This window comes from Vibrio sp. 1180_3, assembly GCF_029478545.1.
Classification (GTDB): domain Bacteria; phylum Pseudomonadota; class Gammaproteobacteria; order Enterobacterales; family Vibrionaceae; genus Vibrio; species Vibrio aestuarianus.
Map to the genome: position 1 here is coordinate 74,204 of NZ_SJFM01000010.1, position 19,258 is coordinate 93,461.

Below are 19,258 nucleotides of genomic sequence, written 5' to 3' on the forward strand. Positions count from 1 at the left end.
GTTTATTTCTCCCCAACGGTTGATGTCGCTTGATTGCCAATAGCAACATGCAGGATATCGCCTTTCGCTTGTGGGTATTTTTCGCTATGACTGGCCGGACGATGCTGTTCACGTGCGGCAACAAAAACCACATTGTCATCACGCAAATCAGAGTTAATAAAGTGCGAAAAACGCTTCAACTGTTGTGGGCTGTTGATGGTATCAGTCCACTCGCAGCGGTAGTTGGCAATAAGTGCTGCAACGTCCGCTTCTAATTGGTCGTTAATGCCAAGTTTGTCTTCAACGATCACTTCGCGCAGATAATCGACACCACCGTCTAAGTTGTCTAACCAAACCGAGGTGCGTTGTAATTTATCGGCGGTGCGAATGTAGAACATCATGAAGCGGTCAATGTATTTCAACAGAGTGGCTTCATCTAAATCAGAAGCCAGAAGATCAGCATGACGAGGCTTCATACCACCGTTACCACATACATACATATTCCAGCCAGCATCGGTGGCAATGATACCCAAATCTTTACCTTGCGCTTCCGCACACTCACGGGTACAACCTGAAACACCAAATTTCATTTTGTGTGGGGTGCGAATACCTTTGTAGCGATTTTCAATCAGAACACCTAAACCAACACTGTCTTGCACGCCAAAACGACACCATGTGCTACCCACACACGTTTTCGCCATACGCAGTGCTTTCGCATACGCTTGACCTGTCTCATATCCTGCATCAATCAGCTTGCGCCAAATCTCTGGTAAATCGTCTTTCTGAGCACCAAATAAACCAATGCGTTGTGCGCCAGTAACCTTGGTGTAAAGGTTATATTCTTGAGCGACATTCGCCAACACCGCAAGTGCCTGCGGTGTGACTTCACCACCAGCCATACGTGGGATCACCGAATAAGTGCCGTCTTTTTGCATGTTGCCAAGAAAGTTGTCGTTCGTATCTTGCAAACTGACGAGTGAAGGCTCAAGAACGTGATCACCCCAGCAAGAAGCTAAGATCGAGCCAATCGTTGGCTTACACACTTCACAACCATAACCTTTACCGTGCTTGTGCAGCATGTCATCAAAGCTCTTGATGCCTTCGATACGAATCAAATGGAACAACTCTTGGCGTGAATACGCAAAATGCTCACAAATGTCGTTTTTTACTTCCACGCCAGATTTAGCAAGCTCGGCATTCAGAACCGAAGTCACCAATGGCACACAACCACCGCAACCCGTTCCTGCCCCGGTGACCGCTTTAATGGCACCCAAAGTATGGTGACCATCCGCTACCGCTTGGGCTATTTTCGCTTTAGTAACATCAAAACAAGAGCAGATCACCGCGGAATCAGGTAACGCATCCGCACCTAATGCTGGTTTTTCAGCCCCTGCGTGAGCCGGTAAAATAAGCGTATCGGGGTGTTTTGGTAGCTCAATTTCATTGAGTTTGAGTTGCAGTAAATCACCGTAGTCTGACGTATCGCCAACTAAAACTGCACCGAGCAGTTTTTTGCCGTCCTCCGAGACAGTAATGCGTTTATAAACTTCGTCTTCTTCATTTTGATAAACGTAACTCTTACAACCCGGAGTTCGGCCATTCGCATCACCAATTGAGCCAACTTTCACTCCCAATAATTTGAGTTTGGCGCTCATGTCTGCACCTTCGAATTGGCTGTCGTTACCAACAAGATGGTCAACCGCGACGGTTGCCATTTTGTAACCAGGAGCAACAAGACCAAAAAAGGTTTGATTCCAAGAAGCACATTCGCCAATCGCGTAAATATCAGGATCAGAAGTTTGACAGTGATCGTTGATAGCAACACCACCACGCGGAGCAATGTCTAGGCCCATTTGACGAGCCAATTTGTCTTGAGGACGTATCCCTGCTGAAAATACGATGACGTCGACTTCTAAATCTGAGCCATCTGCAAACTTCATGGTATTACGAGCGTTTTCACCTTGCGCCACAATCTCTAACGTATTTTTACTGGTGTGAACTTGCACTCCCATACGCTCAATTTTATTGCGCAGTTGCAAACCACCTTGTAGATCAAGTTGCTCTGCCATTAGCACCGGAGCAAATTCGACAACGTGTGTTTGCACACCTAGCGCTTTTAACGCGCCAGCGGCTTCAAGGCCAAGCAAACCACCACCTATCACAGCACCGCTTTTACTTTTCTTCGAACACGCTTCTATCGCTTTAAGATCTTCAATCGTGCGGTATACAAAGCAATCTTTACTTTCATTACCTTTAATTGGCGGGACAAATGGGAAAGATCCCGTAGCAAGAACGAGTTTGTCATAAGACACTTCGCGCCCAGTGCTCGAGTAAACCACGCGTTTATCGCGGTTAATGTTAATCGCACGTTCGCCAATCAACACATTGATGGCATGCTTTTGGTAGAAACCTTGTTTAACAAGAGAAAGCTCTTCAGCGGTATGGTGTGAGAAATAGGAGGAAAGATGTACTCGGTCGTAAGCGACACGAGGTTCTTCACAAAAGACCGTCACATCAAGCATTGATGCGTCCATTTTTTCCACCAAATCTTCGATATAGCGATGACCAACCATGCCATTACCGATGATGACTAGCTTCATCTTGCTCATATGGGTTCCTAATTTATATAGCCATTTATTGAGCGAGATTCTCAGTTATGAAGAAAAATGAATTAATGATGTAAATCAATTACAAATTCAAACTACCCTAAAGAGGTAGGCAAAATCAGCCATTCTTCAGTAAAAACAGTAATTAACCATATTTACTGTATGGATTAATGGCTTTTTAGATATCTGAGTATCATTGTAAACATTTCATAACATTACCAAAATGTAACCAACATTCACTTCAAGCATTTTTGTGTTTCACTTAACCAAGCCTTTCATTAAGCCTTCACATTCATTGGTTAAGTTAGCGTGACAACAACGAGGTCGAATGTGAAACCACTCAAACGCTATCAGTACGAACGTTACGCCGTACTGTGTAACCTTACGTACCAACGTACTTTTAAACAGACACGTTATGGTTTTGATCCTAATGGGCAACGCATCATTCGTAATCAATTTGGCAAAATCATGGTACGAGTCCTGTGGAGCCAAAATCACGAAGAAGTGATTGTAGTGATAAAAGGATCGCATAGCGTAAGTGATTGGCTTTTGAACTTTGCAATGTGGACCCGAAGCTGTCAGCACCTTGGCTTACCTTATCGCATTCATGCAGGTTTTTATCATCTGCTTCACCAAGAAAGCCAGCCTACACGCAATGAAGATAAGTTGGGTTTGTCTGTTATTGAGCGTTTAGAAAACTTTGTTACACCACTTATCCAAAATGGCAAGCGCATTACTATTACCGGCCACTCTTCAGGCGGAGCCATTGGTTGTGTATTTGCTGATTATTTAGAAAAAAAACACCCAAAATCTATCAAACGAATTGTGACTTTTGGTCAACCAGCCATCGGGGATTGGAACTTTCGCAAACACTATGCTTTAGGTCACAAAACTTACCGCATTTGCTGTGATCTCGACATTGTGACATTTATGCCACCAATTCCATTGCTCTATTGGCATGTAGGGAAATTACTATGGCTGTATAACGGTAAAATTTATGAAAACACACCAACATGGATACGAATGGCACGTTCGTTATTCAGTTGGCTTGTCCGCCCATTTTCCTATCACCTCATGAGTAAATACATCCGCAATAAGGATTTTTTCGATGAACGATAAAACCAGCATTCAAACCAAAAACAAAAGCGACTTCAAATGTTTTTTACACTAAACAAAAATAAATAATAATGACGGCCTTGGCAAACCAGTGATTCGTGCACTCAACACCGTCAATATTTCTCAAGGTTTTGAAGCTGGTTTAGCCATCGTTTTAGTCGCCATCATTCTTGATCGTTTATGCAAAACCCCACATCAAAATAATAAGGACGCATAATCATGGACGCAATTACCATTAAAAACCTCGATGTTGTGTTTGGTCACAATCCAAATGAAGCGCTGCAACGCCTTGATGCAGGTGAATCTCGCCAAGAGATTATCGATACCTGCGGTCAAGTCGTAGGAGTAGACAATGTCAGCCTTACTGTTAAAGAAGGCGAAATTTGCGTCTTGATGGGGCTGTCTGGTTCAGGGAAATCGAGCTTGCTACGCGCGGTGAATGGCTTGAATACCATCAGCCGGGGATCATTAGAATTAAAAGATGGCGAACGCTTTGTTGACCTTGCCAGCTGTGATAAAGCAACGCTTCAGCATTTAAGAACAAATCGTGTCTCGATGGTGTTTCAAAAGTTTGCCCTTATGCCTTGGTTATCGGTTTTAGATAACGTGGCGTTTGGCTTAGAAATGCAAGGAATGAGTAAGAAAAAACGCCACCAACGTGCTCGTGAACAGCTAACAATGGTTGGCCTTGCTGAATGGGAAGATAAATTCCCCCATGAACTTTCTGGCGGCATGCAGCAACGTGTCGGTTTAGCGCGTGCTTTTGCAATGGACAGTGACATCCTGTTAATGGATGAACCATTCTCGGCACTTGATCCACTCATTCGCGCGCAACTACAAGATGAGTTATTAGAGCTACAAAGCAAATTAAACAAGACGATCTTATTTGTTAGCCACGATTTAGATGAAGCGCTAAAAATAGGTAATAACATCGCTATTATGGAGTCAGGTAAGCTGATTCAACACGGTAAGCCTGAAGAAATAGTCCTTACTCCAAAAACTGACTACGTCAAAGAGTTCGTGGCACACACTAACCCCATTAACGTATTAAAAGGACGTTCATTAATGCAGCCTATCGAACAGTTAAAACAACAAGATGATCGTTGGCAGATCTGCAACAAACAAGATGTTTGGGTAGCCCAAAACGATACAGAATTGACATTATATGGAGCCACATCAACTACACTACTCCATTGGGATACTCAGGCTAGCGATATGTCGAACATCGACTCATCAACGATTATTGTCACTACCCCTGACATTGATATGCGCAGTGCGATTGAATTGAAACACCGAACTCAAAACCCAATTCTTCTGATGGAAAATAATCAGCTCGTCGGTGTTTTAAGCGATCAAGAAATTTATAGTGCCCTACTGGGAAATTATCAAACTGAAGAGGCAGCTTGACGGCGACCTCTTCACTACACTGAAATAAACTTCATGTTAACGCCATCATTTTGATGGCGTTATTTATTGGCGAAGAAATTGCCATTGCTGATTTACCCAGTTAGGGTCCACAGCTACACCAGGGGCAAATGATGAATCAGATACATCGATGGGTTCTAGTCCGAATTAAATTTCACAATTATTGACTGATAATCAACTCCTACATTCGCATATTCAACATTTTTCCCGTGGCAAATACTGAGCAGGAAAACATGGTTACTAAAAAAACTGATAATTTCATCATCACACCATTATTAATGGTCGATCAGAAAACTCCCATAACGTAAACCTTATATATCACATTATAGAATGGATTATTAATCTGATAATTGCCGTGTTATGAGCATACTATTTAGTACACCATTCCTATTAATGTAACGATGTTTAACAACTGCAATAATGTGTATTACTACCATAAGCAAAAGTAAAACACATGACACTCGATGAACTGAAAAGAAGAATGCGTTAACCTCAGAATTTTTTACTGGATTCGGTATTTCAAAAAGCCAAAAAAACGAGTAGTTCTCTTTCAACATTAAGAACCCGCTGACAAACACGATTAGCATTAAAAGATAAATCACGCTATGCGCTAATTTAGCGATGTGTCTTTGCAATTTTGGAATTGAAGATGGCAATTCTGGTTCGACACGAAAAAATCGCCATATCCAACGTAAAACCAAGAGAAATGCTCCTATCGTCGCCCACGACATATTAAGAACCGATAGAATATGAAATAACTTGGGTTTGTCCATAACGAGATGCATGGCATATCCCGCTATTAATGCGTAAATGATAATGATAGCCATACACCAATGGAGTAATTTACTGAGTACGTCATACTGACCAGAATTAGCTTTTACTAATTTTGAAACTAAATTTTTTATACGAAGCATCATGATGAAGAATTTTTGAATTTTTGAATTAATAGAATAATTATCACATTAAGTATCATTAATCACACATGAAACTTCAGGAATATTTCACCCCAGAGATTAAGCACACCAAACATAAGCCACATTCTATAAATTTTAATTTAATTTTCATATTAAAACATGAAATATCATAAATAAATCAAGATCACTGCACTTATAACTATTCGATTACAACACAAGAGCAGATTTAAAAATCAATAATTAGCAAATTAAATAAAATGATAAAAACAACCAATATAGTATTAGTTCCAATAAAATTATCCCACATTCGAAGTGGAAGCATCTGTGTGTTAAATATCCTATGAACCTTAACATATGCACATCTTGGGTTTTGTAATGTTGAATAATTGCTCAACACGAATAACAGCATTATAAATAACACCCCAGTTGCATAATAATTTTTGTCAACCTCCATTTGGAATATTTATGAATACATTTCCCCAAAAAACATTACTTGCTTTAACGCTAGCCAGTATCAGTTCAATAGCCATGAGCCATGGTTATGTTTCAGAGTCAGGTTCAGGTGTAGCAAGTAGCCGTGTCGCATTATGTAAAAACCCAGCACCAGATACTAATGAGAAAAACATCGAATGTGGACCTATTCAATACGAACCTCAAAGTATTGAAGGACCAGATGGTTTTCCTAACTCAGGTCCTGCGGATGGGCATATAGCTAGTGCTGGAAGATCCATTGCAACTGCGCTTGATGAACAAACGAGTGATCGCTGGGTTAAACGTCCAATTCAATCTGGTCTTCAAACATTTGCGTGGACTTTTACTGCACCTCACGTAACCAAAGATTGGAAATACTACATTACCAAGCCTAATTGGAACCCTAATCAAACTTTAAGCCGTAGTTCTTTTGATCTTAATCCATTTTGTGTCATTGATGGCCATATGCAGCGACCACCGTCCAGTGCTCAACATCAATGCGATGTCCCAACTCGTGAAGGGTATCACGTGATTTTAGCAGTATGGGATGTAGGTGATACTGCCGCTTCTTTCTACAACGTTATAGACGTTCAATTTAATGGTGATAATCCTGGCACTCCAGATCCTGACTGGATAAATACAGGGCAAATTACTCCCGCGCAAAATCTCAGTGTCGGCGATCGTGTTTTCACTCGTGTATTTGACCATTCTGGTGAAAACGCCACACTATCAACGGTATTTAAAATTGATGAACAGCATACGCAAGCAAATGATTGGTCCTATGCATTAGCAAGAAAAATCAACAGAACGCAAAGCAATATGAAAGCGGGCCAGTTAAATGAAAACACTGGTGACTTCTCTCCGACCTATGGCATAAACCCTATTTATCGAAGCAAAAATAGTAATATTGAGCGTGTTGAAATTGGCTATGATATCGCTGAAGGTCCTGAGTATGACCTTCAGGTAACCGGGCTAAAAGAAGAATATGTGATAGGAAACCAACCAACAGAGATAGATTTATCTCTAGAAGCAAAGGGAGATCTTAAAGTAAGGTTAAACGTATTTAATCATGACGGTGAAAAATTAGCCTCTTTCCGTACAAAGATTAAAGATGGTCGGGTGAAGAATACCACATTGACATTATCAAAATCTAAAGCAGGGCATCATATGTTGAAGACTAGAATCACAGATATGGATGGCAACTTTATCAGTCAAGACATAAAAGACTTTTTCTTAGTCGATGAACCAACAACAACACCGCCATCAGGTGATTATGATTTTGTTTTCCCAGAAGGGTTTACCAACTATCAAGCAGGTACAAAAGTGCTGGCAAAAGATGGCGCAATATACCAATGTAAGGCTTTCCCTTATAGTGGATACTGTTCACAGTGGTCTCCAACTGCCACTCAATTCGAACCAGGTACGGGCTCTGACTGGCAATCAGCGTGGGATAAATTAGATCACTAATTAGTAACCACTAACAGCAAAGCGCTTTATGTTCGTAAAGCGCTTTTGAGTTTGAGTTAACCTTAATTAACGCATAAAAAAAGACGCTAAAAAGCGTCTTTTTATTTTTTGGAGGCGCGACCCGGAGTCGAACCGAGGTACACGGATTTGCAATCCGCTGCATAGCCACTCTGCCATCGCGCCATTATTTGTATATTGTTCTTATGAACAAAGAAGAGATGGTGCCCCGGGCCGGACTTGAACCGGCACGACTCGAAAGTCGAGGGATTTTAAATCCCTTGTGTCTACCAATTTCACCACCAGGGCACGCAATTCTGGATTGCGATGCCGTAAACGGAAACGTTACACACCATCGTAAAATTTGGAGCGACACACGAGGTTCGAACTCGTGACCTCAACCTTGGCAAGGTTGCGCTCTACCAACTGAGCTAGTGTCGCATCATGTTCTTGTGGGCTTCCCCGTGAGAACGAGGTGTACTTTAACGGATTGAAAAAATGAGTCAACAATAAATTTTATTTCTTTGAATCAAGTGGTTAAAAAGCAAACTTACGATTATTTGACAACCAGTTTTTGATCAAGAATGATACAACCTCAATCTCTAAAATACCGACGCTCACCATTTTTTCATTAACCGTCCGACTAAGTTCGGGTGATATGACCAGCAATGATCAAACATTGCCATCAACTCGGGGTTACCATATTTCGATAGACTCACTGCATGAAAGCGATTTTTTTGTACTTTCAACTGCGCCACTTTTTCGAGCAATTCTTTGGGTTGCTTAGGAGCAATAAAATCTGACAATACCACTAAGTCAGCATTTTTATATTTATCCCCTTGCATCAATTCTATCGACTGAATTAATACTGGCTCTAGATCTGTGCCGCCATGGAATGAATAGCTCAAAAAATCACTCGCTTCTCGCAAACCATCTTGTTTGGTTAATTCATAGGTGATCAGCTGGGTTGAAAATAGCATCACATAGCACTCACGGTCTTCCGCTAATGCAATCTGCATCAAAGCATAAGCCATCGCTTTAGCGCATTGCTCAGGAAAACCGCTCATTGAGCCCGATGCATCAACGCAAACAATAAATGGTCCCTTATCAACATCATGCTGTTTATTTTCAGGGCGATGGGCTTTTACTTTTCTGAGCGTACGTGACTTCCCTTGCATGCGGTAATTCATCAAGCGCTTATCGACTAGGTGTTTGTAAAAGACAACTTCAAGTTCAGGATAAGCCAAAAACATAGTTTCATTTGGCAGAAGTTTGTTGAGATCATCGCTTTCATGAATCCCCACAATGTCATCCGTTGCTTCATCAGACTTTTCTTCCACCATTTGTAGCTCTTCAACCGGGGCTCGGTTTAGGTCTGGATCATCCACTTCTCCAGCCATTCGCCCTAATTGCTCCGCAATATCTTGTAGGCCTTTATTCTTTATTAAGAACTCAGCATGGCGTTTCATGACAGAAATATCCGTCTTACTCAGTTTGGCTGAAGCCATATCCCACAAACGGCCAACGCTCGACTCATCGCCAGATTCTGTCACTTTATCCATGTTTTTCATGGTTTCCATGCGCTGGTATAAATCGGCTAATACCTTTTCTTTGTTACTTTCTAGCTCATTGACTTGCGCCTGCTTAATCGCATCAGAAAGGCTTTGATACCATTGGTCGCAAAAAAAATGCGGGAACATGGGGTTAGTTAACCCCTTATTTTTTTCCATTAAACGACGAGCTTGAAGATAAAATGCTGAGTGCCATTCTAATTTCTTGATAACATCATTGATCTGATTAAAGAAAGTCGCTTCATCCCAATGGATAACTTCTTGGTATAACGCAAGCTCTTGCTGAAAGCGTTCCGTTTCACACACCCGCGTAATACGTTTTTTAACACTACCCCGCCACTTAGAGAGATGGTTTTTAACCGTGCTTGAAACACCACGATTCTCAGCCATCATCATCACCTGAGAGCGAGCCAGCAAGTCATTCACCGCGGTATCAATAATGCCAGAATCAGCAATCATTAACGCCAAATTTAAGCCATCTGCACCAAGCATCTCAGCCCCCTATTCAAAAAACTGATTGAAGTTTTTAAAGCGCTGAACCGTTTTCTCACATTCCCTTTGAGTCGATTCGAGTAACTGCTGTAGATGTTGCAACGTTGCTTCCATCGCAGTTGGTAATTCAGGATCAATAAAATTATGCGGCAATGCTCCATGGAACGTGGAACGCACTTTACGCAAATGATGCTCTGCATGCTGTAATTGCATTACGGCTTGATCGGCTTTCGAGATCCATTGCTGATAGAGTTCATCGTTTAAACCTTGTTCTGTCACTAAACTAACCAACACCGAACGGTTTGCAATGTCTTTGATCACTATGTGGTTGTCGGCACTCAGCTCAAACTTCAAACGACACAAATTGGTGTTTTGGTTTACGTAGCCGTAAACATCACCATGGCCGTCTTTGATCACTCGCTCAAGCTCATTTTTAGGTACATACACCCAACGACTATCACCTTTTTCTGATTCCGATACCGACATGTTACTTTGCAGCAATACTAGTTTGACTAAATCAAATGCTGAACCAACTTTGTAGGTTTTCGCCGCTGTGGTGTCACATTGGTATACTTGCTTTTTAATCAAGCCCGTTGAGGTTTCAAGCGAAACAGGCATAGCAAATTGAGACTCTAGCTCTTGTTGAATGTCGGCAAGTTCTTCGCGGCACAATTCAATTTGCTGTTCAACGTCTTGTTGGTCAAAAGCATGTTTTAGCGCAAACTCACGGATCACATCACGCACAATATCGCGAGATTCAGGGCTGTTCCACAGACAATCTTGCAGCAAAAGTAAGTCCAATGGATTGATCGAATCTCGTCCATTAAAAAAGGCACTTGCTTTAAGTAGCTTCACCGCTTTTTTCCAGCGCCGATCTGACACATACATATCGCTGCTTGATGCCGAGGGGAGGCTGGCTATCGATTGTTCCAACATGTTTTTGAGTTCAAACAGTTTCTCAAATACGTCATCAGTCAATAGTAAGCTATCAAGCTGCTGTTGCCATGAATGGTATTCTTCATCAGTAATGGCTAACCCGTCTGGAATTCGTGCTTCTTGTGGAGTACCAACGGTCAGCATTGATTTGAAGTTCTGCTTATTTTGAATACGGTTAACAAATACTCGTACCAACATTCGATCATACAGTGCGTCTAACCCACTCTCTTCATCAGGTAGTTCGTTGGAAGCGGAGACTAAGAGGCGCATTGGTACACGTTCAATATCACTGCCATTCTTGAATGTTTTTTCATTTACCACGGTCAGTAATGTATTCAAAATAGCCGGGCCTGCTTTCCAAATTTCATCAAGAAAAACCACTTGAGCAGTAGGAAGATAGCCTTGCGTTAAACGAACATAGCGGCCATTGTCTTTCAATTCTTGGATACTCAGAGGACCAAAAACTTCCTCTGGTGTTGAGAAACGGGTCATTAAATATTCAAAATAGCTACTATTATCGAATGCTTGGATCAAGCGTTTAGCGATCAAACTCTTTGCAATACCGGGTGGACCAAGTAAAAAAACGCTTTCACCCGCTAATGCCGCAAGCAAACAAAGCTTAATGGTATCTTCACGCTCATAAACACCATCAGATAAAGCTTTCGCAAGCTTATTAATGCGCTCAGAAAGCAGTGCTTTTTGTGCATGAGATGCAGGATTAGGGTTTATCACGTCAATGCTCCAAAGGGCTCAGAATAGTATCTTTATAAATAATTTTATACATTTGTTATCATTTTGTTGCAAATGAGATTTTTTATTTTAAACCCTCCTTATAGCAGATCTCTTTTACATGAAATTTCATGGAATCATTGTTTGCAAATATGAGAGATATATCACTAATTGCAGCAATAAAATGCTCATCATCAGACTATTTTTCATTTGTCTTGGCAGAAGAAATCAGTAAGGTGGGAAGTCGAATCAAATTCCCGGCGTTGGCTACATAAATAGAAGAGTTGCATGAGCAAAACCATACATACATGGAAAAACATTTCACTGGTCGAAGAAAGCGTTTGTCTTCCGACAGGCAAAACCGTTCAACACACCACCATTGTTCACCCAGGCGCCGCCGTTATTCTGCCTATTACCGAGCAAGGTGAAGTGATTTTAATCAATCAATACCGTCCATCTCTTAAGAAATGGCTTTTGGAACTCCCTGCAGGCACCATCGAACAAGATGAACAACCTCATGAGTGTGCTCACAGAGAATTAGAAGAAGAAACTGGTTACTCAGCCAACCAACTGATTAATTTAGGCCAAGCGACACCGCTTGCCGGATTCTGCGATGAGATTCAATATCTATTCGTGGCAAAACAACTAACAAATACTGCTCGTTTGGGATGTGATGATGATGAAGTCATTGAGGTTGTTTTTCTTTCTATTGAGGAATTAGAACAGCGTATAATCAATGACCAAATAACTGATTCCAAAACAATTACCTGCTTAAGCAAAGCAAAGCTTTGCGGCTATTTATAGGAGATATCATGGATTTTCGATCCGATACTGTAACTCAACCCACTCAAGCAATGCGTGAGGCGATGGCAAAAGCAGATGTTGGGGATGATGTGTATGGCGATGACCCAACCGTTAATGCATTAGAGCAATGGGCAGCAGAGCGCCACGGTTTCGAAGCAGCCTTATTCACTACATCAGGTACTCAGGCAAATTTGCTTGGCTTAATGTCACACTGTGAACGTGGTGATGAATATTTGTGTGGGCAACAAGCGCATAACTATAAATATGAGGCTGGCGGAGCCGCCGTTTTAGGCTCGATCCAACCCCAGCCTATCGAAAACAATCCAGATGGCACATTGGACTTCAACAAACTAAAAGCGGCGATTAAGCCTGATGATCTCCACTTTGCGCGTACACGTTTACTCAGCTTAGAAAACACCATCAATGGCAAAGTACTTCCGTTATCTTATTTAGCGCAGGCTAGAGAGTTTGTAAATACACACAACCTTGCCATGCATTTGGATGGCGCGCGCGTCTATAATGCTGCGGTCGCCTTAGAGGTAGATGTTAAAGAGATTGCTCAATACTTTGACTCGATGACGGTTTGTTTATCCAAAGGATTAGCCGCGCCAATCGGCTCGTTGTTATTAGGGTCTAAACAATACATCGCTAAAGCTCGACGCTTGAGAAAAATGCTCGGTGGCGGTATGCGTCAGGCAGGAATTTTAGCTGCAGCGGGTAAACTGGCGTTGACCGAACAAGTCGCACAACTCAAAACGGATCACGACAATGCGCAATACCTAGCTTGTGGGCTTGCTAAGCTAACGGGCTTCTCCGTTAACCCAGATTTTGTACAAACGAACATTGTATTCGCTAAATTAGATCAATCGATAGATATCGACGCAATTGCGCGAAAACTGGCGCAAGATGGTATTACAATCTCACCAAGTAACCCTATCCGTTTTGTTACTCATAAAGACGTATCACGCTGCGATATCGATTTACTGCTGGAAAAGCTTGCGGCTTATCTCTGAACAACTCACCGTTGTTAATGCGGTAGAAATATTCAATAAGGCATGAGCTTCTTTCGAGGAGCTCATACTCTCATAAACACATATGCTCACACTTAGCAACTAGCCCTCCCAGAGCAGAGATCGTCTATTATTAAAACACACGCCATCTATACCCTTCCGACTTGAAGTTGTTTGGGTATAAATACGTCATTTCGTGCCATTATTGCGTATTTATGCGACTCGTTATGTGCTTTTCCGTGAATCTGATGTGTAAATCTGGTACAACTCCCTCGTGAAAAATAGTAATGAGCAAGTGAGATGACAAAAAAACAAGGCCGAAGAAGCGCCCAAGATGCCAAACAGACCAAAAGAGATATCTTAATGGTCGCTGCTGAGCTATTTTGTCAATTTGGCTATGCTCGTGTTTCGCTACGAAATATCAGCGATAAAGCAGGTGTATCACATAGCCTTCTTCGTCATCACTTCGGCAGTAAAGAGCAAATCTGGCAAAGTATTAGTGATGGCCTACATCAATATACCGAGCACTACTTGCGCAGAGTAATAGCAGAAATTCCAGAAAATACTCCGGTTAACCAACAGCTGTATCTGTTTACCATCCGCTTACTTGCACACATGCTTATCGTCAAGCAACCCATCCAATTTATTGCTGATGCAGTGAGACAAGAAGACGCTTTATTTGATTATTTCATTGATAGTGCAGGTGAAATTCAACACATTATTGAACAACTCGCCGAACGATATAACCATGAGTTTCCAGCAACACCGATTAAGGTCTGGGAAATAAAATGGCAAATCATCATGTACGCGCATGGCGCGGCAAGCTTAACACCATTTTTAAAAGAGACTTGGTCAGATGAAACTCAAGACATCGATCAATGCTTACTTAGGCATTGGCAACTGTTTAATGACTTAATGGTGACAAAATTCCACATCGATGAAACGCAGAAACTGTCACCCAAAAACGTCAGCGACCTAGTTTACAATATTGGTTATGATTGGACCCAATAAGGGATGACACCTTATCGTTTACCACGACCAGCGTGAATTTTTAATTTTGCTTTCATTTTACGCTTTTCCGATGAACGACTCTTTTTGGGAGAATGGTGCTCTGAAGCGACTTCTTCCAATAAGCTAGGTTCAAAACCTTGTAACCATTCTTGGGGCAAACGCTGATCTAATAATGTTTCTACCGCTTGAAGTAGATACTCTTCATCGCGGCTCATTAACGAAACCGCTAAGCCCTGCTGCCCTGCCCGACCTGTTCGGCCAATTCGATGTACATAATCTTCCGCTTTGTATGGCATATCATAGTTGACCACTTGTTCGAGTTGGTGGATATCAATGCCTCGCGCTGCCACATCAGTCGCAATCAATGCCCGTACCTTGCCAGATTTAAAATCATCCAACGCTTTTTGGCGCGCACCTTGGCTTTTGTCACCATTAATAGAAGCGGCTTTAATGCCATCTAACTTGAGTTCTTTCGCTAACGCATCACTACCTTGTTTGGTTTTAGTGAACACGAGCACTTGCTGCCAGTTGCGAGATCCGATCAGATAAGCCAAAAGCTCACTCTTACGTTTCTTATCAACTGGGTAGATCATTTGCTTCACGGTGTCAGCAGTCGTGTTGGCAGGCGTTATCTGCAGTGCCACAGGATCTCGCATCATTTTGTGTGCAAGTGCCTTGATTTTATTATCAAACGTTGCAGAGAAAAATAGAGTCTGACGATCTTCATTCATACGCTTCAAAATGCGCTGAATATCAGGCATAAACCCCATGTCTAACATGCGGTCTGCTTCATCTAGCACCAATACTTCGGTTTGTGTCAGAATGATATTTTTGACAAACAGGTGATCGATCAATCGTCCCGGCGTAGCAATCAAAATATCCGCACCACCTCTGAGATTACGCGTTTGTACATGCATGCTAGTGCCACCATAAGCCGTGACGACTTTCAAAACCGTACCGGCTGCATACGCGGTTAAGTTGTCAAACACTTGCTGTGCCAGTTCTCGAGTTGGAACCAAGACTAACGCGCGGATGACTTTACTGTTTGCTTCTCGCGGGCTGTGATCATCTAAAAAGCGTTGCAAAATAGGCAAACCAAATGCGGCTGTTTTACCGGTTCCCGTTTGCGCTCCTGCCATCACATCCTTTTTCTCCAAAACATGAGGAATAGCTTGAGATTGGATCTCTGTTGGGGCTTCAAAGCCTAAATGGTCTAGAGCGTTAACTAAAGGTAGAGATAGCCCCAAGCGTTGGAACGGGTTTAAGTTATCAGACATGAGCGCTTACCTATTGGAAATAAGGGCGCGGATTGTAACAGAGAGGGTGGTGTTTAGCCTATTCAAAATCAATGCTCAAATTAAACACTTAACGAGCAGCAGAGCCAGCAAAACTGCTGGCCCAGGTTATTCATTGTTGACGTGCTGTGCACATTCATCGGTAGCCGTATCATAATCGGATAAATCGAAGCCGATTTCCATCGCATCTAGCCATTCTAGACACTCATCATTTTTGTATTGGTCACTCACTGTCGACCTCCTTTTTATTTAACTTGAGCAAAATTATTACGCCACAAGGTCCTTTTTAGATGTTTTATATGACAAATTTTTGAAAGCGGACAGTCAAAATGGTCATTTATATGAGGTTTATCATAGGTAAACGATGACTACTAGCTTTATTTGCATCAAACCTCTAAGTGTAAACAAAAAAATACACTTGTGGATTTTAATTTGTACAAATAGATTGAAAACAAATTGAAAGTTCTACAAAATAACCACAAATCGATAGGTTCATAGGTTATTGATGCTTTTACAGCGATTTACCACTACCTAACACACCACAAACCGTATAAAGATATTTACATCATGACTCAATCAAAGATTTTCGGCAGTACTTTGATCATCGCAGGAACCACTATTGGCGCAGGCATGCTTGCTCTGCCCCTAGCTTCAGCGGGTATCGGCTTTACAACTTCACTTTTCATTATGATCTCTCTGTGGGGATTAATGGCATTTACTGCTCTACTTATGGTCGAGATCCATCAATATGCTGATAAAGATGCAACGCTACACTCTCTTGCTAAGCAAATACTTGGAGAGAAAGGTAAATGGGTGGCGAGCTTTGCGATGTTGTTTCTGTTTTACTCATTGTGCGCAGCGTATATCGCTGGCGGAGGCGCTCAGTTCACACATAGACTTACCGATCTTGCAGGTTTAGACATCAGTAATTCATTAGGCACACTCATCTTTACGTTAGTGGTTGCGGTCATTGTTACTGTGGGTACAAGTACCGTTGATAAGGTCAACCGCTTACTCTTTGCGGGAAAGATGATCGCGATGATCGCAGTGCTCACCTTTCTTGCACCCAATGTGTCTCAGTCATACCTACTAAGCATGCCGCTTGGGCAAGGTTTAGTCGTTGCTGCTATCCCTGTAATTTTCACCTCTTTTGGCTTTCACGGAAGTATTCCTGCCATCGTCAAATACTTAGATGGTGATACACCATCACTGCGCAAAGCAATATTATGCGGTTCTGCAATACCATTGGTTATTTATATCTTTTGGCAATTGGTGACTCTGGGTGTTGTAAGTCAGCCAGAACTGGTTGAAAACTCTGGTCTAAGTGCTCTGATTGTGACCCTTGGACAAACGGTGCACCAGTCAAACTTAAGTAGCACTATTGGTATTTTCGCAGATCTTGCCCTACTGACGTCCTTTTTAGGGGTAAGCCTCGGTTTATTTGAATTCATGGGTGACACCATAAAGAAAAAGAAAATCGGAGCCAACCGCACAGTCGCAGCTATTATTACGTTTGTTCCACCTTTGGTATTCGCTCTTTTTTACCCACAAGGTTTTATTATGGCGCTTGGTTATGCAGCGATAGCATTGACGATTCTTGCCATCTTTTTACCTGTTGTCATGGTGATTAAAGTGCGCAACCAAGAACAATACAATGGCGAAAACCAATATCAAGTTAAAGGTGGTAAAGTCGCTTTAACTATGACGGCAGCCATCGGTTTGATGATCATAACATCACAAGTGTTCATCAGTTTAGGAGTTCTACCCTCACTTGGTTAAGCTTGTTTTAGGTGGGAAGATTCCCACCTTCACCGTTCCCGCTTAAAAACAAGATCAAAATCTCACTATTGATATTTACTCCAACATTCATTTCATAAAGTTATGCCGTACGGCACACATTAGGGATTACTATATTTATAATATTGTCTATTCATCTCTTGCATACTGGAGTAACAATGAAAGAAGTTCAATTCAGGACGATTGACCGCGTATTTATTAAAATGTCGATAAACGACAAAATGTGGGTGATCTTCGCTTTATTCCTTACCGCCTTAAGTTTTATGGCAGGTAATCGTTATTTTGATACGCTTACACATATCGAAGCGCAATCTAAGCTAGCTATCGAATACAAACTGCAAGGCTTATTGGCGGGCACAACAGATGTAAAATCGATACCTGGTATCGAATCACGAACTTCAGCAGCCATAACCAGTTATAAAAACGGGGTTGTGACTGCAACGGCAAGACACAGTGACGGCAAATTTTATGCACTAACAGAAAATATGTCTCGCCTTGAAAACGAAACTCGCCATCAAGCCCTCAACAGTTTCTTACTCTCTTATTTGTGGGCCGTACCATTTGCGATCTTTGTTTATTGGGTTGCTACGTTTCTTGGTGGTGCCCTGTGGGTGCTTTACACCACCACACAGAAAATTGCAGAGGGTGATTTAACTTCTCGTTTAGGTTTTCACCCAGGTCGTGATGAATTCGGTACCATTGGCTGCGCTCTAGATAATGCGATGGATACATTGACCGAGTTGGTTGTTTCGGTAAAAGAAAATGCGAGCACGCTAGGACAAACTTCAGACTCTTTCGCTAATGAAATGAAAGAGAGTGAAAAACAGATTAATAACCAATATGCATCGCTTGATTCTGTCGCGACTGCGATGGAAGAGATGACCGCCTCAGCACACGAAGTATCAACCATCTCTCAGCAAGCGAACCAACAATCTGAGCACGATACCAAACAAGTTGAACAAAGCTACCAATTGGTTCAACAAGCGATCAATGAAATTTCACAACTTTCGCAATTCATTGCTCAAGCGTCAAACTCAGTTTCGACCTTGAATGAAAACACGATTCAGATCAACGAAGTGATCACCACCATCAACGCTATTTCAGAACAAACCAACTTATTAGCATTAAACGCAGCGATTGAAGCCGCGCGTGCTGGTGAGCAAGGTCGAGGCTTTGCAGTGGTTGCCGATGAAGTTCGCACACTTGCTAGCCGCACTCAGGCAGCAACCGTTGAAATTCAAGCGATGATCGAGAAACTACAAACTGAAAGCAAAGGCATTGCACGCATTACCGAACAAACTGTTAGCCAAGCTCAAACTAGCAGTGATTTAGTATCTGATATCGGTGATAACGTTAACTTGATTGCTGAGTCCGCGAAAATGATCAATAACATGAGCGTGCAAATTTCAACCTCTGCTGAGGAACAAAGCTCTGTCGCCAATGATATTGCTGCAGAACTTAGCGATATTCGAACGCAATCAAATGCCATACGCAGTGTTGCACAACAATCATCTCAAGGTGTTGCAAGCTTAGCTAAAGCCTCTCGCAATTTGGGTGAAATTTTGAGCCGCTACCGTACTAACTAACTTGAAATTTCAGCCCATACCGCTGTGGCTTCAAGTTATACAACTGCTTAAT

14 protein-coding genes, 3 tRNA genes and 1 pseudogene are annotated in these 19,258 nt (G+C 41.9%); 9 read left to right on the forward strand and 9 right to left on the reverse strand.

Annotated features, from left to right (window positions below; genetic code table 11):
* Nucleotides 1–2: 2 nt before the first annotated feature.
* Nucleotides 3–2,588 (reverse strand): nitrite reductase large subunit NirB, encoded by a 2,586-nt coding sequence (gene nirB / locus EYW48_RS08435; protein WP_277432245.1) that lies wholly within the window; start codon nt 2,586–2,588, stop codon nt 3–5.
* Between the two features lie 327 nt (nt 2,589–2,915).
* Here nirB and EYW48_RS08440 point away from each other — a divergent pair, with 327 nt between their 5' ends.
* From EYW48_RS08440 to choV, 3 genes and pseudogenes are all read left to right on the forward strand, one after another.
* Complete coding sequence (locus tag EYW48_RS08440; RefSeq protein WP_053310510.1) at nt 2,916–3,704, forward strand: lipase; 789 nt, start codon at nt 2,916–2,918, stop codon at nt 3,702–3,704.
* A gap of 70 nt (nt 3,705–3,774) precedes the next feature.
* Nucleotides 3,775–3,918, forward strand: a pseudogene (locus EYW48_RS08445) (choline ABC transporter permease subunit); the annotation flags it as partial.
* 2 nt (nt 3,919–3,920) lie between these two features.
* A complete protein-coding gene (gene choV / locus EYW48_RS08450) occupies nt 3,921–5,108 on the forward strand; it encodes a choline ABC transporter ATP-binding protein (RefSeq protein ID WP_171980442.1) in 1,188 nt (395 codons plus the stop codon).
* 356 nt (nt 5,109–5,464) lie between these two features.
* Here choV and EYW48_RS08455 read toward each other — a convergent pair whose 3' ends face one another.
* The gene (locus tag EYW48_RS08455; protein WP_261927071.1) at nt 5,465–6,043 is read right to left on the reverse strand and encodes a cytochrome b/b6 domain-containing protein; all 579 of its coding nucleotides are present in this window, start codon (nt 6,041–6,043) and stop codon (nt 5,465–5,467) included.
* Between the two features lie 462 nt (nt 6,044–6,505).
* Here EYW48_RS08455 and gbpA point away from each other — a divergent pair, with 462 nt between their 5' ends.
* Nucleotides 6,506–7,978: an N-acetylglucosamine-binding protein GbpA gene (gene gbpA, locus EYW48_RS08460; RefSeq protein ID WP_277432246.1), complete on the forward strand. Its 1,473-nt coding sequence runs from the start codon at nt 6,506–6,508 to the stop codon at nt 7,976–7,978.
* Nucleotides 7,979–8,087: 109 nt separating this feature from the next.
* On the opposite strand, the gene EYW48_RS08465 is transcribed toward gbpA, so the two are convergent.
* The 5 genes from EYW48_RS08465 to EYW48_RS08485 form a co-directional block, all read right to left on the reverse strand.
* A tRNA-Cys gene (locus EYW48_RS08465) sits at nt 8,088–8,161 on the reverse strand.
* 36 nt (nt 8,162–8,197) lie between these two features.
* Nucleotides 8,198–8,284 (reverse strand) — tRNA-Leu (locus tag EYW48_RS08470).
* Nucleotides 8,285–8,340: 56 nt separating this feature from the next.
* A tRNA-Gly gene (locus EYW48_RS08475) sits at nt 8,341–8,416 on the reverse strand.
* A 176-nt stretch (nt 8,417–8,592) separates the two neighbouring features.
* Nucleotides 8,593–10,038: an ATPase RavA stimulator ViaA gene (gene viaA, locus EYW48_RS08480; protein ID WP_171981465.1), complete on the reverse strand. Its 1,446-nt coding sequence runs from the start codon at nt 10,036–10,038 to the stop codon at nt 8,593–8,595.
* 9 nt (nt 10,039–10,047) lie between these two features.
* Nucleotides 10,048–11,706, reverse strand: a complete 1,659-nt coding sequence (locus EYW48_RS08485; protein WP_277432247.1) for an ATPase RavA domain-containing protein — start codon at nt 11,704–11,706, stop codon at nt 10,048–10,050.
* Nucleotides 11,707–11,991: 285 nt separating this feature from the next.
* Here EYW48_RS08485 and EYW48_RS08490 point away from each other — a divergent pair, with 285 nt between their 5' ends.
* The 3 genes from EYW48_RS08490 (at nt 11,992) to EYW48_RS08500 (ending at nt 14,528) form a co-directional block, all read left to right on the forward strand.
* Nucleotides 11,992–12,507, forward strand: a complete 516-nt coding sequence (locus EYW48_RS08490; RefSeq protein WP_261918601.1) for an NUDIX hydrolase — start codon at nt 11,992–11,994, stop codon at nt 12,505–12,507.
* An 8-nt stretch (nt 12,508–12,515) separates the two neighbouring features.
* Nucleotides 12,516–13,520: a low-specificity L-threonine aldolase gene (gene ltaE / locus EYW48_RS08495; RefSeq protein WP_261918600.1), complete on the forward strand. Its 1,005-nt coding sequence runs from the start codon at nt 12,516–12,518 to the stop codon at nt 13,518–13,520.
* Between the two features lie 297 nt (nt 13,521–13,817).
* On the forward strand, nt 13,818–14,528 hold the full coding sequence (locus EYW48_RS08500; protein WP_261916213.1) for a TetR/AcrR family transcriptional regulator: 711 nt from the start codon (nt 13,818–13,820) through the stop codon (nt 14,526–14,528).
* A gap of 11 nt (nt 14,529–14,539) precedes the next feature.
* Here EYW48_RS08500 and EYW48_RS08505 read toward each other — a convergent pair whose 3' ends face one another.
* Both EYW48_RS08505 and EYW48_RS08510 read right to left on the reverse strand, forming a co-directional pair.
* Entirely contained in the window at nt 14,540–15,805 is a 1,266-nt protein-coding gene (locus EYW48_RS08505) for a DEAD/DEAH box helicase (RefSeq protein ID WP_053310495.1), read from the reverse strand.
* Between the two features lie 126 nt (nt 15,806–15,931).
* The gene (locus tag EYW48_RS08510; protein WP_255091333.1) at nt 15,932–16,054 is read right to left on the reverse strand and encodes a hypothetical protein; all 123 of its coding nucleotides are present in this window, start codon (nt 16,052–16,054) and stop codon (nt 15,932–15,934) included.
* A gap of 336 nt (nt 16,055–16,390) precedes the next feature.
* Here EYW48_RS08510 and EYW48_RS08515 point away from each other — a divergent pair, with 336 nt between their 5' ends.
* Together EYW48_RS08515 and EYW48_RS08520 are read left to right on the forward strand one after the other, a co-directional pair.
* Nucleotides 16,391–17,602 carry an aromatic amino acid transport family protein gene (locus tag EYW48_RS08515; RefSeq protein WP_171981470.1) on the forward strand — a complete coding sequence of 404 codons (1,212 nt, stop codon included), beginning with the start codon at nt 16,391–16,393 and terminating at the stop codon, nt 17,600–17,602.
* Nucleotides 17,603–17,778: 176 nt separating this feature from the next.
* Nucleotides 17,779–19,206: a methyl-accepting chemotaxis protein gene (locus tag EYW48_RS08520; RefSeq protein ID WP_176313877.1), complete on the forward strand. Its 1,428-nt coding sequence runs from the start codon at nt 17,779–17,781 to the stop codon at nt 19,204–19,206.
* Nucleotides 19,207–19,258: the final 52 nt, after the last annotated feature.